Annotated in this window: 11 protein-coding genes; all 11 read right to left on the bottom strand. The window is 56.4% G+C overall.

Translation table 11 applies throughout. The features are described from left to right. Positions 1-525: 525 nt before the first annotated feature. Positions 526-840, bottom strand: a complete 315-nt coding sequence (locus tag OU789_RS15355) for a DUF736 domain-containing protein (RefSeq protein ID WP_058314212.1) — start codon at positions 838-840, stop codon at positions 526-528. Between the two features lie 328 nt (positions 841-1,168). Further along, entirely contained in the window at positions 1,169-2,326 is a 1,158-nt protein-coding gene (locus tag OU789_RS15350) for a hypothetical protein (protein WP_274656519.1), read from the bottom strand. Between the two features lie 213 nt (positions 2,327-2,539). Beyond that, positions 2,540-3,547 carry a nucleotidyl transferase AbiEii/AbiGii toxin family protein gene (locus OU789_RS15345; protein WP_274656517.1) on the bottom strand — a complete coding sequence of 336 codons (1,008 nt, stop codon included), beginning with the start codon at positions 3,545-3,547 and terminating at the stop codon, positions 2,540-2,542. Positions 3,548-3,549: 2 nt separating this feature from the next. Continuing rightward, on the bottom strand, positions 3,550-4,146 hold the full coding sequence (locus OU789_RS15340; protein ID WP_058314215.1) for a DUF6088 family protein: 597 nt from the start codon (positions 4,144-4,146) through the stop codon (positions 3,550-3,552). 180 nt (positions 4,147-4,326) lie between these two features. Further along, positions 4,327-6,822, bottom strand: coding sequence for a S8 family peptidase (locus OU789_RS15335; protein ID WP_274656516.1), 2,496 nt, complete (start codon positions 6,820-6,822; stop codon positions 4,327-4,329). Between the two features lie 6 nt (positions 6,823-6,828). After that, positions 6,829-7,824, bottom strand: a complete 996-nt coding sequence (locus OU789_RS15330) for an AAA family ATPase (protein ID WP_274656514.1) — start codon at positions 7,822-7,824, stop codon at positions 6,829-6,831. A gap of 302 nt (positions 7,825-8,126) precedes the next feature. Beyond that, entirely contained in the window at positions 8,127-9,011 is an 885-nt protein-coding gene (locus OU789_RS15325; protein WP_274656513.1) for a hypothetical protein, read from the bottom strand. A gap of 328 nt (positions 9,012-9,339) precedes the next feature. Continuing rightward, positions 9,340-10,677: an FAD-binding oxidoreductase gene (locus OU789_RS15320; protein WP_274656512.1), complete on the bottom strand. Its 1,338-nt coding sequence runs from the start codon at positions 10,675-10,677 to the stop codon at positions 9,340-9,342. Continuing rightward, complete coding sequence (hglS, locus tag OU789_RS15315) at positions 10,674-12,035, bottom strand: 2-oxoadipate dioxygenase/decarboxylase HglS (RefSeq protein ID WP_274656511.1); 1,362 nt, start codon at positions 12,033-12,035, stop codon at positions 10,674-10,676. The genes OU789_RS15320 and hglS overlap by 4 nt, the downstream gene beginning before the upstream one ends. Positions 12,036-12,052: 17 nt before the next feature. After that, a complete protein-coding gene (locus OU789_RS15310; RefSeq protein ID WP_446719193.1) occupies positions 12,053-13,318 on the bottom strand; it encodes an NAD(P)/FAD-dependent oxidoreductase in 1,266 nt (421 codons plus the stop codon). Beyond that, the gene (amaB, locus tag OU789_RS15305; RefSeq protein WP_274656508.1) at positions 13,318-14,820 is read right to left on the bottom strand and encodes an L-piperidine-6-carboxylate dehydrogenase; all 1,503 of its coding nucleotides are present in this window, start codon (positions 14,818-14,820) and stop codon (positions 13,318-13,320) included. Before amaB ends, OU789_RS15310 begins: the two co-directional genes overlap by 1 nt. Positions 14,821-14,832: the final 12 nt, after the last annotated feature.

Genomic DNA, 14,832 nt, shown 5'->3' with positions numbered 1-14,832 from the left:
CAGGGGGCCCACTAGGCCGTTTGGCCATGACACACCGCCTAGAGCCACGTTTTGGCCTGTCAGAGGCGTCTATTCGTTCACTGCAGTACTAAGACTGACCAACGAAGTCATTGCACAATGGAAGAATATCTCGACTGGCTTATGTTCTCCCCGCCGCGCCGACATTCCACTCAAAGGCTTCGCCGTTCCATGTTTTGAGTTGAGCTTCCAACCAAGACAAGGTGATCGTGGCAAAACGCAATTGGTCAAACCGCAATGAGAAACGGACGCTTTGGGGCAGAGGGGTGTCACACGGCTAAATTTGTGAAACACGCGCTATCAGCGGAGCGCTATCATAGCTAGCAAAAATGCCTAGAAAAAAGATTTTTAAATCAACTACTTAGAATCCTAACCTATGATCGAGACGCCAGCAACTGTCTCATCGCCATCAAAATGGAGTGAAAACCGTCCTGGCGCAGACATCATGAGAACCCCGAATGATCGGAAATTTAGTGAAAGGCGCGGGCGATGCCCGCGCCTGACGTCTTAATTTGAGTAAGGGATGAAGCGATATTCACCATCGGTCTCGGTTTTGACCGCGTTGGCGCGGATTTCACCTGTGCCAAAATTGATGGCGACGGAGAGGTAGTCGTTGCCGGCTTGGCTGGTGGCGTTCCAGGCGCTGCCGATGCGGATGGAACGGTTGCGCGTTGATTTGGCTGTGATTTCGAAGTCTGGGTGCTTCTCGGTCTTCTTGTGAGGGTTTTCTGAGATTGCGATGTCGACATCGAATGTCAGGGAGGCGATCCAGCCGGTGAAAGTGTTGTCGTTTGTGCGGGTGATTGTACCTTCGAGTGTCATGTCAATTTTCCTTTTTGCTAAGTGACGAATTGAGCACGTCTCATGGCGACCGCGGATCACCGTAGCGCAGCACAGGGGAACCCCCTCGCGGGGTTGATCCGCTCAGGGCGCTTTGAGGTAAGTGTGGTGAGGAAAGTTAGCAAAAAGGGAGATTGCGACACCCAATTCGAAGGTTCACGCGCAAAAGAATATTTCATAGGCTGACTTGCCGAATGACCTGAGCTGTTTGCCTCACCTGAAAAGCCCGCAAATAGACCTAAGGCTCGGTTTTTTGTCATGTCGGACCAAGGCACCACCGAAATTGCCGGTGGAGCCAAGTGGCGCTCAACTACTCATGGTCATTATTGTTACGAACAATGACCCCATGTTTCCCGTATGCGTCCAGAAGATGCCCGAGATACTCGCTGGTGCTGGCAGTTACATGTCCCAAACCTGGCCAAGTGAACGGAAACGTCATAGAAGTCATCGCAAGCTCGAGCTCGATGCCAAGTTTGTCGGCAACTGCAATGGCCGCATCCGGGTCTTTGTCTTCAGGCCAAAGGTCTTCGTCGAAGATGATCCAGGCATCGTTCTCATCATCGACAGTGATCTCAGCTAGCAAAGCACCGAGCCGCTCTCCCGGATTGGTGGCATCTTCAAGAAGCGCAATTCGCAGAAACAAGGAAATACTCTCCTCATCTAGCCTCAGAGTTGGCCTGGAATCCACCACATCGACCCTGGGCTCTGGCCGCGCCCGATCATTGGCACATTCAACAGCTTTAGGCTCCTCATCACCGCCTTCCAACCACCACGGTGATGTGAAAATATTCAGAGGAGATGCACCACAACTCGGGCAGTGCCATAGATTTTCAGCGATTTGAGCGCCCGTAATTTTGCCATCGCAGTGAAGGCAAAACCATTCCGCGGCCCGGTCACCCTGTAGTGGGTGAACGACTTCGCCTTTGGCATTTGGCTTGGTCGATCGCCGAGGCCAGTCAGACGCTATGGCTGCACGAGTTTTCACAGCCTGGGCTTCCGCAATCGCAAGGGCATTCTCAACGAAACCACTGTCATTTGCTGGGCTGGAACCTCGGTGTTTGATTTCAATCTCGACTACAGGCCGCGAGAAATCAGCCTCGCCTAAGAGGATGCGCCATCCATCACCTTCCATGCGAATGTCACCGGAGAACTCAAAGAGTTGGTAGGCATGCCCATTAATTTCACCTGCTTTGATTGGCTCGCTGACTGGCCGCGACATGCTTTGCTCAATGAATTGCGGCTTGCCTCCGAGTGAGGGGAAGAATTCACGAACAAAGATATCGGCCTTGGCAAGCTCTTCTTCGCTCGGCATCCAGCCTTGCTTGGCCTTGACCGTCAGCGCCTTCCAATGCGGAAAGCCCAGCTCTGATGCAATAGCATCAAGCGCCTCATGTTGGTTTGAGCGCGAAGCGTGCGCATAGCGTTTTGCCAATAGTTTCAGTTCATCGATTTTAGTTTTCTTAGTCATGTTTCAGTTCCCAAAATAGGGATCCGACTAGGTGCCCGCTACTAACCAGATCCCGAAATTGGTCTGGGTTGTTCATTTAAGAATGACGTGCTGCGTAGCTTTGCGTGGCGGGCACACTGGCATGCACTAGAGGCCAAGTGCAACGTGCCGGATATCCTCAATATCGTCAAGGTGCCAATCTATGTGACCCAGACAAATAATCAGACCGATAGATCAGCTGTTGATTTCACCTTCAAAAGCTTCAATTGCCCCCAGGATGTCATCGAAGTCCGGCGCGTCCCCGATGATCATCTCCCGCATGCCGGAATAGTCCCGTCGCAAAGCGGCGGTAAGTTCCGCATTCGGCATCAATCTCAGGGACCCTGGTTTGGCGTCTTCGTAGTTGGCCCAAGCGGCCTTGAAGAAAACCGATTTGTGATGAGCGACCTGTTCCAGCAAATCCAAACTTCCTATGGCACGCCCCTTGGCCTCGTGACCGATGAGCCGGGCCATATCGTAATAGTGGCGCGACATCCGGTCGGCGAGGGGTTTGGCAGGATCCTGATGATAGAGCATGTGCAGGATTGTGGCCTTTTCCCAGAACGTCCGCTCAACGCCCAGCACTTTCACATCCACCTCGCAAGATCCCAGCAAATCAGGAAAGGCTTGATGCACGTATGGCGATATCTCGCGAACTTCGGCCGGCAGGTGGACGCCACGCGCCCCAAATTCAAAACGCACAATGGGTTTGACGTAGGTACCAGTGTCGTTCGTCAACGACGGATAGGCGAAGAGTAGAGTTTGTGCGTCGCCAGGATCAACCGACAGGGAAAAACCTTGATCCAGGCTTGCATTGAACCCAACCTGGACTTCGGCCAAGAGCGCACCGGATACCTCCGCTTCTGCCGCCTCCTGCAGCTCTTGCAGCAAAGATTTGCGTTTTCCGCCGGACAAGTCGGGGTTCTCGGGGTCGCGATCTCCTTCGAAACCAAGCTGTGCCCGATCGAGGGATAGATCCACATCTTCCGAGAAGCGGTGGATCACGTCATAGGCCTTGGAGAGGGATGTCCCTCCCTTGAAGATCATGTGATCGCCAAAGGAGGGCAGGGCGAAAAGCTGCTTCAGGGACCAGCAGACCCAGAAGTCTTTCTCAATGATGGCCTTGGACATCCCGAGCTGCGCCGCGGCCTCCTGGAAGGCTTCGTCTCGTTGTTCTGGGGTGTCGTTGGCAAACTGATCCATACTTAGGCAAGCGCAACGATCTGTTGCACGACAGGATGCATCCAGGCTGGCACATGCTTGCTTTGCTTGGAAAGCAGAGCCCTATCATTGTCGTCCAGCGAACGCGCCAACTTGCCAATCACCTGATCATCGACCCGATCCTTGCCGACATAACGCAGCGCCTGAAACACGGCACCGGTTTTCTGGCCAGCCCCGACGAGCGTCTTGGAGGAGGCATTGCGGAACTGGATCACCTGCCGACCGATAGTTTTGACCCGTGTTGGGCCATCGGTCATGTAAGTTGGTTTGGACGGCACCTGGGTTGAGAGTCCCAGCTGATTGGCCGCCATGGCGGGGGAAGGTTGCAGGGCGTGGTTGTCCTTGCGAGCCACGGCCTGCGCGATATCGTCCGCTGACGGTGACAGATAACCAAAGCGTGGGCTTTTTTTAGGATAGTCATAGAGCCCACGTGTCAGGCGCCGGATCACACCATGATCGGCCAGACGCGACAACGCCTGGTCCACGCTGGCGCGGGACCCGATGTCCAGAAAGTCCGACGGCGCAAAAATCGCCCCGCGGCCCTTTCCGATGATGCGTTGTTTGATTTTCGATGTGATCATGATCTATCTCCTTGTCAGAAAATAGGGCATGTTTTTCTGAAAGTCAATATTGGAGAAAGCGTATCTAAGACCGTCTCGAATGGGCGGGAACCGGACCTTCGCCGCTGACGCGTAGATCGTTTGGCTGAACACTGTACTCGGACATTCAGGTGAAACCGATCACGGTTTGTGGGCACTCGGTCAGATCAGGTTTTCGATCAGCGTATCGACATCAGGCTGCACACCTGTTTGCAGAACAGTTTGAATTGGCGTGTGAAGGTCAACCTCCACATCCTCAGATTTAATCGAAACCACAAGCGCATAGCGGGTCTTCTGGCTGTTCTTGCCTGCTTTCTTGCTGTGCTTCCACCATCCTGCCACGGGATATACGCAGAGCATATCGCGGGTTAGCAACTCAGCTGCTTCACCAGTCCAGACGTCGCAATGCAAGGACCCGGCCGAAACTGCCGCGCTGCCAAAACGCCAGCCTGAGTCTTGTTCACGTTCAGGCTTACGTTTGTCGCCAAGAGCGATCTTGTTGGTTTGCTCCAAAAACTCCTGACGACCTTCGCGCACACGCCGCAGATCGAACCGAAGTCCATGCGACTGATAGCGGCTTGGATAAACAGAAGCCGAGCGGCCCGGGTTGGGCTCAACAAAGTAGGATAAGGTTACTTTTACGGAGACCGTCTGGCCGCCCATGCTTTCCAGAACCGACCGTGGCCATGGCAGATCGAATGTATCGCAATAGCCCATCTTGCCGCCAACAAAGGGTTGGATCTCTTGCTGTGCAATCAAGGCAACATGGTTTTTCGCGGATGCACAGGCTCGATCAATGTCTGGAACGCCGTAGCCAAAGGCCCGCAGAAGTTGCTTTGCCTGGGTCTTGTTGTTTCCAGCACTCTCAAACGCTGCACACATCGGTTCGGTCCATTCTGCTGAGTGGACCAAGAGCGCACGTACTGTCTCAGGCCAAAGATCAGGATTGCGCGCGGAAATAATCGCTGCTGTGCGGGCGCCAAGGGCCGTTGCGGCACTCGTTGCGCGAAACGCAGCAAGCGGTGCTTTGGACATATCCGGACCCGCTGCCAACAGATCAAGTGCGTTCACCTGGTAGACGTATCCGTCGGCGCCAACGGCCTTGTTGCCGGCCTCGAATACGACCTCAGGTTTAAATGGCGTTTGGCTGTCATTCCAGGACACTGAGGTTCTGGTGTGGGGGCTGAGCGCGCCTGCCTCAACAATGGGGCGCATGTCTTCCGTTCCGGCGCCTTGGATAAGAACCTTGTCTGTGTAGCCGCCAACAGACACAGCATTCCAAGCCTGCGCTGGATCAAGGATTGGGGCATCTAAAGGCGCTTGCTGATCATCGAATTGTTGGACCCCACCTTCAGTATTTCCTGCCGAGACTACAAATAGGCGCGAGGGCTCGGTGTCGTCTTCCTCGTTGAGCGCGCCCGCAGCAAGGCGGTCAATTGCAGCACTCCATTGTGATGGTTGCGACCCAACACGATCTTTGTTCGATGTCGCCAGACAGTGGATACGTTTGTTATCCGGCTGGGCAGCTTCGGGATCTAGAACTGCGATCTCGGTGAGCCGTCCAAGGCGTGTCTCCTCGTTGTCTGGAAAACCTCGTGGCGGAATGATTTTGACAGATTCTAACCGGTGCTCGAGCTTGATTGGAGTTGTTGAGGACAGCAAGTTTGCTAGATCGCCGTGGAGCGCAAGTGACGCCATTTGCGTACCATGACTGCTTAGATTCTTGTGGCCAGTGTCATTGGTTAGCCAGTCATCGTTGATTGCATAGAGATCGGTCTCGAAGAGGGCAGCTTCGATCAGGTCGTGAGCGCGATTGACACCTGTGTCGAGAATGCTGACGTAGGGAACATTTGTGTCAGGCCAGACAACGTTTTGGGCAAAGCTCTCGATCCACTCGAGCTGCATGTCTTCATCGCAGTCTTCCATATAGAAGGCCGGGGTGTCATCGGCCCGGCGTAGTTCCTGAATGGTGAAGCGCGCAAAAAGCACCAGCTCAATCTCAACCTTGCTGGCCCGCACGGGTACAACCACAGACTCCGGAAACCTCAAACGGCTGTCATGAGGACCCATTGCGACGTCCAACGTGGCACACATGGTCTCAAGATCGGCCTCATTGTCCGGCGCACACCAGACCTCCCACCAAATGGGCGTGTGTTCGTCCTCGGGCAGCCGAAAACGATCATCGTTCCAGAATGATAGGAAATTTGCGGCCCTGATCTGATCAATTGCCTCAACACGGGGTTGATTGGGCGGTTTGCCGGTTTTCTCGCTCAGCGGAGCATGGCCATACTCATCGAGGATGCGATGAAGAATGGGCAGCGACCTCTGGGGGACATAGAGTCCGACGACCTTGTCACCGTTGGGTAAAACCTTTGTGGCGCCCAACTCCATTTTGTTTTTTTGCAGAACGTCGACGGCGGATGATCCTGAGCGTAGAACCACCTCAAGGTAGACGCCGTCAGAGGTCCCAAGCCGTTCATCTTCGGGGCGTTCTTCCTTGAACTTTGCTACACCTTTGTTCAGTTCAGAAAGAAGCTGGTCGCTATGCGCTTCGCGATCAAATTCCTTCGGCGTTCGCGGTTGCGAATGAGACCGGTAGCGAGATGCGGGTTGGTTGCCAGCAATAAACTGGTGGGGCAGACCATATCTGGAGGCCATGTGACACTACTCAGTCTTGAAAAGAAGTTTTCCCATCTCAAGACGTGAGGACAGGCGCTGTACAATATCAGCTGTTTTGAGATGATCTCGCTCATCAAGGATAGCCGCTTTGACGGCATCTTCGGTTGCCCGCGCAATCTCGGCCTGGCTCAAGCCGTCTGCTGCAGCATAGACCTGATCCCATTTGATGTTGGGGAATTTCAATGGCCGTAAATTGGCTTTGATGATGCTGCGAATTTCTTCAGATGTTGGCGGGAGGAATTCAAGAACCAGATCGAAACGACGCAACAGCGCGCGGTCTAGCAGCTCGGGGAAGTTGGTTGCCCCGATCACAACACTGTCGGTCGAGTTGGTTTCCTCCATGAACTGAAGGAAAGAGTTCAACACGCGGCGCATTTCGGCCACGTCGTTCGTGGCTCCACGGTTGGCACCAACAGCGTCAAACTCATCGAATAGGTAAACGCCACGATAAGCATGTATCTCATCAAATATCAGCCGCATCTTTGAGGCCGTCTCCCCCATAAAGCGGGTGATCAAGCTATCAAAGCGAATGACGAAAAGGGGAAGCCTGAGACTTCCTGCGACAGCTTCTGCAGTCATGGTCTTTCCAGAGCCGGGCGGACCCACAAACAACAGACTTTTACTGGGCGCTTTGCCATGTTCGTGCAAATACGTGCGCTTGTGTTGTTGGCGAATTAGATCGCCGATTTGAGCGAGGGCCGGCTTTGCTAGAGAGACGGCATCGAGATCAAACCGCGCATTGCGAAGTTCCAGCAAACCTTCCAACTCACCGCGCGGCTCATCAATTCTGATGGGAACGACCTGGCCTCGTTCCGCATACTTGCGCGCGTCTTGCACCGCCGCACGAATGTCCTCTGCGATGGTCTTACGACCCCGACGCGCCTCAGCGGCAGCCGCTTGCAACGCGACAGAATAGAACATCTCGTCGTCACCGTCGGCACGGCTACGCAGCATTGCTATGATCTGTTTTGCACTGGACATAGTGACGAAATTGGCCTGATAGGCTCTAGTGAGCGCTTGGTTGGTGTTCGAATTCTCTGTCGTTCTTTTGCTGTAGACTAGCAGTGCGGTTGCGCAAAAGCCAGAACAATAGCGTCACATCCGGACGCACTGGTAAGCATGAATTATGTTTAAATACAAAGTCTTGGTCTGGAAATCTTGCGGTAAAGCATGGTGCAATGTCGTGGTGAGCATATGCAAATGGCTGATCAGGAGGACTACATCACTCGTTTTCGAGCAGGGAACAGACAATCTGTTTTGCTAGATGGTGTTTCGGGCGCAGCCTAAAACGGCAAATCTTTTGAAGCCTGATCCTCTACATTGTCGATCGTACGCGCGACGCGCTCGATCGCCAGCGTTACGAAAGCTTCATCGAAAACGGTGTGCTTATTCCCATCCTGCGAAGATCCGTTTCGATGAACGCAGTCGTGGCGGAGTTCCATATATTGGAATAACTCCTTTAGATCTTCCGCCTGAGCGGCCAGCTCGATACCGGCTGCATCTTTGTAGATAGCAATGACCTTCTTTAGGTTATGATAGAGAACGCCCCGTAGGTTGGCGTCAACGGCCTTTCGTAACCGGTCCTCGACCGTCTGTCCCAAAACGTTGGAATCTGCTTCTACGTCGGACATCGTTACGGAGAGGGAGGTTTTCCGCATTACGTCGTTGCCTGTCGCGAACCGCACGAGGGCATCCCGGTCTCTCTGGATCACATTCCTAATCGTATCGCCGAAATACGCCTCAAGTACCGCGATGGCGCCAGAGAATACCAAACGGTTGCGGAACTGGGGATCACCGAGACGGGCATCGTTGCCTGCGTCGATCAAGTTCCGAAGCCCGTCGAGCGCTTCGCGAGCGATGCCATGAGGATCGTCCGGTGGGGGAAGGAAGTAGAGGTCTTCCGGATCGGGTTCGTACATGGGCATGTCCCCTTGGACCTCAAAGGACTTGGGTTCCTCCATCTCAAACCGGACTTCGCCCTGATTGGACCATGCGTGCCCGCTAAAGGTTGTCTCACATCCGTCGCAGGTCAGCTCGGCGTAGTCATCGCCAACGATGTCGCTGGTCTTCTCGGCCATGAAGTTAAGCAAAGGCGCATCAGCATCTTGGCTGTTCGTGTGCCCGCATTCGGGGCACGTCCAGAAGACATGGGTCAGGAATCGTTGCATCTTTCGGGCCTTACAGCGCATGAGCCAACAGGACAAGCTGGCGAACAAAGCCCCATGTTGAACGACCGTTCCTTTCGTTGCTTCAGACGCTCAACATTCGGCGAAATTCGCACCTTTAGTGAACGTCGGCTGTGCAGGCTGCAACTGCAGCAATCCGGGACTTCATGAGACGTCGGCTTAGGGCCGTTGTCTAGGTCGTGGCATGCGGGGCAGTGGCTTATGCTGCGTCTGCTCCGAAGTCTGCAGAGAGCCCAAAGCGCCGAATGCTGCGCTAAACACAAAGGCTCGCGCAAGACAGAAAGCCGACCTTTACAGCTAAGGCGTTCGCCTATCCCAAACGCAGTATGGACTTGTGTGAAACGGCTGTATCCCGGTTCCATTTTTCGAAGTACCGATAGTTTTTGGGGCCAATTCCGTGTTCGGCACTAAAGGATCCACCGTAGGTGTTGACGGCGTGGTCGACTACAATATCACGCAGGCGCATTTCAAATTTAGGATCGACAGGCCCATCTGTTTTCACAAGGTTGAAATGAAGACCGCCATCTCCGAGATGGCCGAAATCGCACACCTCCATCATTGGGAAGTCTTTGGCCAGCTTGCGCGTCATCTCCGCTCGGAAAGCAATCACCTTGTCACGTGTGAACCCCAGATCGAACGCAACAAGCGGCCCGGCTGATTTCACCCCTTCCGATAACGCATGGCGCAACGCCCAAATTTCTTCGGGGCGACCAAAAAGCGCGTCCTCGATGGGGGTTTCAGGAAGCTGCCATGCCTCAGACAGAACCGCCTCCAACACGTTATCCAAAGGTGTGTCCCATGGGGCTTTTGTCGGACGGGACAATTCGATCAGGAGCGCTGTTTCGGGGATCTCGCCCCTTGCGAAAGGGTTTTTCAAAGATGCCGCATGTGCAAACGTATGCTTCATTGCGGCCTTCGACATGAATTCGAATGCCGACAGCAGCGGCCCAACCCGGGTTTCCAGGTGGCGCAGCTGGGTCAACATTGCAGCGTCGCTCGACGGCACGACAAGTGCTGTCGCTTGTTCTGTTACAACCGGTTCAAGGTTCAGGACCGCTTCGGTGATGGTGCCGAACCAACCGCAACTGCCGATGTGCAGTTGCTTCCAATCTGGTCCAGTGTTGTCTTTGCGCACCGGACCTCCCAGACGGACCACTTCGCCATCTTTCAAAACAACCGTCAGCCCAAGCGTATTGGACCTGACGTCGCCATACCGCAGAAAGCGGCCGCCGCCGGTATTGGTCGCGACCATGCCGCCGATCATGGGGTCAGATCCAAGGTCGATGGGAAAGAACAGCCCGTGCTCGGCAAGCCGGTCATTAACCTCAGACAGCCTAAAACCCGTGCTGACCCGTATTGACCGGTTGGCGAGGTCCGGCTCAAAGGTTTCGCGCAGGCGGGACAGGCTCAGGACCGCCTGTTGACCTGAACTGTCCGGGACAGATGCGCCCACCAGCCCGGTGTTTCCTGATTGCGCAACAAAGGAGGTTTGGCTGGCGTTAAAGTGCTGCACACAGGCGGCAACCGCCTCCGTTGTTTCGGGCAGCAAGACGCCGCGGCTTTGACCGACCTCACCACGGACGCCGGTCAGGAACGCTGCCATATCCTTGGGATCAGTGACCGCCTTTATGCCAGCCGGGATGTTCATGCCACTCTCGTGCTCAACTGTTCCAAAGCCGCCGTGTAAGACGCCGCTTGCATGGCCTCGTAAAGCGCGAACTCATCTGTCACAGACTTGCCCAAGGCGGCCTCGAACGCAGAACGGCTGGAGGCTGCTTGGCTATCACTGCGGGCTTCATCGCCCAGATTGGATTGGAAAATACCAGCGGCGCTGACGGGCAAAAAGTCTTCGTAGATGATCGGGCTGATGGTGAGGGCACCTGCATCGAGCAGGGCATTCAGCCCTGTGCCCACGGCTGAGCCGGAACCAGAGGCATATTTGAAATACGCCAAGTCTTGATCGTGCAGTTCACGCCATGTGTCGGGGAAGGCTTTGAACACCTCCTCCAGCCTTTCGACATAATCTGCGGCATTGGACCCGTCTGCCGCTGGCAGGATGTCCGCGCGCACCTCTGCGAGAAGTTGATCGTAAAACGCACGGCCTTTCGGGGTCAGAGCCACACCGCGCTGTTCAATCTCGCCAAAGCGGGCGGTATGCTGCCCCTCTTGCCAGCCGTCACCAGCCTGAAAGCGGATGGCTTCGTTCAAGGCTTTAAATGCGGTTTGACGGAGCAGGATCGGGCATTTGCGGCGCGGGGGGCCTTCGACCACAGCCTTGGCGGGCAGACCTTGCGCCACCATGTCCGCCTGCGCTGCGTCTATGTCGAGCGTGCGGGGTGTCAGATGGTTGATATGCGGCCCTTTGAAAGACACGACATCGGCGATCAACCGGTGCGCTGCGATCAGGTCTTCGAACGTGGTATCATCAACGCAGGCTTCGGGATGCCACCGGAAGGTTTCCAGCACCTCAGCGACAAAGCGGATCGCGTCGGCTTCGTTCAATCCGCCCTCGGCCTCGGCCTTTTCTGTCAGAGCAATGGCCGCATCGGTAAAGATCTGGCGGCGGGCGAGCGTCGCAGCAGCCTTTTTGCGCAGGCCGTCATCCTTGATCAATTCAAGCCGCAAGAGCGAGGTGAAGACGCGGAAGGGGTTTTCGGCCAGCGCGTCCCGTCCAATGGGGCGAAACGCAGTCGAATGCACAGGGACTGAGGCGACCGAGAGGTCATAGTAGCCGACCGGCTCCATCCCCATCACGGCAAAGACGCGGCCCATCATGGCCAGTTCCTCGGCTGTGCCGAGCCGGATCGCGCCGTGGCGTTCGGCGCTGATGCGGTTCGTGTCTTCGCCGGGTGTCAATGCCAGCGCGTTGTCTTCGCGGTCCAGCACGCCCCTGTTCACCTGCTCAACAATCCCAACGAGTGTGCCATAGGCGGGCACCTCTTCGCGGTACATGGCGGACATAGCAGCGGAAAAATCAGCACGGATTTGGTTGGGGGAGACTTTCATAATCTATCCTCTGGCGCCTAAAAGCGCCCGTTTGTGAAATGGGTGAGCGCCGCGCCGGTCTCGTAGTAAAGACCCTTTGCTGCGGCATAAGTTTCGGATTTGGGGGCTTCGATTGGGAGGGGCAGTTGGCCCGTGCCCAGGATCCACTGAGCGGCCGCGCGCCCGAAAAGCGTGCCCGGCGAAATACCGCGACCGCTATAGCCAAAGATCGAAATGCCAGCCTTTCCGCGCCGTTCAATACGCGGCAGATAGGTGCAGGTCATGGCGATGCGGCCCGTCCAGTCCTGCTCAAAAGGGACACCCGCAAGCTGGGGAAAAAGTTTGGCCAATTTCCGCTTGGCCCAGCCCCGATGCATGCGGCCCCCAACCCCTTCGAGGTTTCCCAACGCACCAAAGATAATGCGCCCCGCTTGATCCATTCGAAACGACGACATGATCAGCGCCGTATCCCAGCAGCCTTCGCGCCCACACAGGAGGCTGCGCTGCAGGTCATCGGGCAAAGGTGCTGTGGCAAGCTGGAAGAAATGGGCCGGCACGATGGCGTTGTCGTCAGCGGCATCGACGCCATAGGCGTTGGTGGCTTGAATAAGGCGCGTTGCGCGCACTTCGCCCTGCGCTGTCTTCACCGTCCAGCCCTTAGCGCCTTCGGTGATCGAAACCGCGCTGGAGTCTTCAAAAATCTGCGCGCCCTGCGCTGCTGCAGCCCTCGCAAGCCCTTGCACATAGGCCAGCGGTTGGATTGTTCCGGCCCGCCCATCCCAAAGCGCCCCGCAATACGCGGTACTGCCCGTGCGCCGCGCGGTCTCGCTCGCGTCGAGAAGTTTCACCGGCGCGCCACGGGCCTCTTGCTGGGCGCACCGGTCTTCCAAATCGCGCAAGCCAGCTTCGGAATGGGCGCAATGAAGCGTCCCTTCCCGCACAGCTTCGCAGCGGATTTGGTTCCGTTCGATCAAGTCAAAGACCACCGAAGGGCCAGCAGCCAAGGTCTCATTGAGCAATGCGCCGACATCTTTGCCGATCTTCTCCTCGACCTGATCCGGCGGGGTCCAAAGCCCGGCATTCACCAGGCCCACATTGCGCCCCGACCCGCCGAACCCGATGCTGCGCGCTTCGAGCAAAGCCACCGACGCGCCGCCTAAAGCCAGATGGTAGGCCGCAGACACGCCGGTGAACCCGCCACCGATAACCACCACATCCACGGTGATCGCCTCTTGTAGAGGCGACCATGCGGGGGTGTCTGGGGCTGTCTTTGCCCAAAGGCTCTCGTTGCGCGCCACGGGTATCAGATCTCGAACGAGATGCCTTGGGCCAGCGGAAGTTCGCGCGAGTAGTTCACCGTGTTGGTCTGACGCCGCATATAGGCGCGCCATGCGTCAGAGCCGCTTTCGCGTCCGCCGCCGGTTTCCTTTTCACCGCCAAATGCCCCGCCGATCTCAGCGCCAGACGGGCCGATATTGACGTTGGCGATCCCGCAATCGGACCCTTGCGCCGAAAGGAAATACTCTGTCTCGCGCACATCGGTGGAGAAGATGCAGGAGGACAGACCCTGCGGCACAGCGTTTTGCAGCGCAATCGCCTCGTCCAGCTCTTTGTATTTCACCGCATAAAGGATTGGCGCAAAGGTTTCGGTATACATGATCGCGCTTTGCCCTGGCATCTCAACAATCGCCGGAGAGACATAGGCCGCGTCTGGGTATTGATCGGTCAAGGCCCGACCACCGCCATGCACGGTGCCACCTTCGGATTGCGCTTGTTCCAGCGCCTTTTCCATCGCGTTCATTGCGGCGCTGTCGATCAGCGGGCCAACCAGCGTGCCATCTGCAAGCGGGCTGCCGATGGACAGGCCAGCATAGACTTTGGCGAGACGCGGGATCAGCTGGTCATAAACGTCTTCGTGGACGATGAGGCGGCGCAGAGTTGTGCAACGCTGACCGGCCGTGCCAACAGCGGAAAAGACAATTGCGCGCACGGCCATTTCCAGATCAGCGGACGGGGCCACGATCATGGCATTGTTGCCGCCAAGCTCAAGGATCGTCTTGCCGAGACGCTTGGACATATCCGCGGCCACGGCCTTGCCCATCGGGACGGAGCCAGTGGCGGAGATGATCGCCACATCCTTCGACGCCGTCAGCGCTTCGCCCAGATCGCGTTCGCCAATCAGGGTCTGGATCAACCCATCAGGGGCATCATTCCCGAAGGCCGCCATGGCACGATCACAGATTCTTTGGATCGCAAGCTGGGTCAGCGGGGTCTTCTCGGACGGTTTCGCGATCACCGGATCGCCGCAAACCAGCGCCAACGCCGCGTTCCAACACCAGGGGGCCGCCGGGAAATTGAACGCCGTGATGATGCCGCAGATGCCAATCGGGTGCCAGGTTTCGCGCATAGAATGGCCGGGACGCTCAGAGGCAATGGTAAGACCATAAAGCTGGCGCGAAAGGCCCACTGCAAAGTCGCAGATGTCGATCATCTCTTGCACTTCGCCCAGCCCCTCTTGGTAGATCTTGCCGCATTCCAGCGTGACCAAATGGCCCAGGTTCTCCTTCTCGCGGCGCAGCTCTTCGCCCAAAAGCCGAACAAGCTCCCCCCTACGCGGGGCGGGCACCTTGCGCCAGGCATTGAAGGCGTTCACGCCCTTGGCGATTGCAGCTTCGGCATCGGCAACGCTGTGCATTGGGACATTGGCAATTACGCTGCCGTCTACGGGCGTGGTTACAGGCAGAGCGCCGCCGGTGGTTTGGTCGGCGGTCAGACCGCAGGCGTCGAGGATGTCTTGATGGGTCATGAAAGCGTTCCT

Source organism: Halocynthiibacter sp. C4, from assembly GCF_028823805.1.
Lineage (GTDB): Bacteria > Pseudomonadota > Alphaproteobacteria > Rhodobacterales > Rhodobacteraceae > Falsihalocynthiibacter > Falsihalocynthiibacter halioticoli.
The sequence above is the reverse complement of the archived record's forward strand: the minus strand, read 5'-3'. Positions and strand labels throughout refer to the sequence as shown.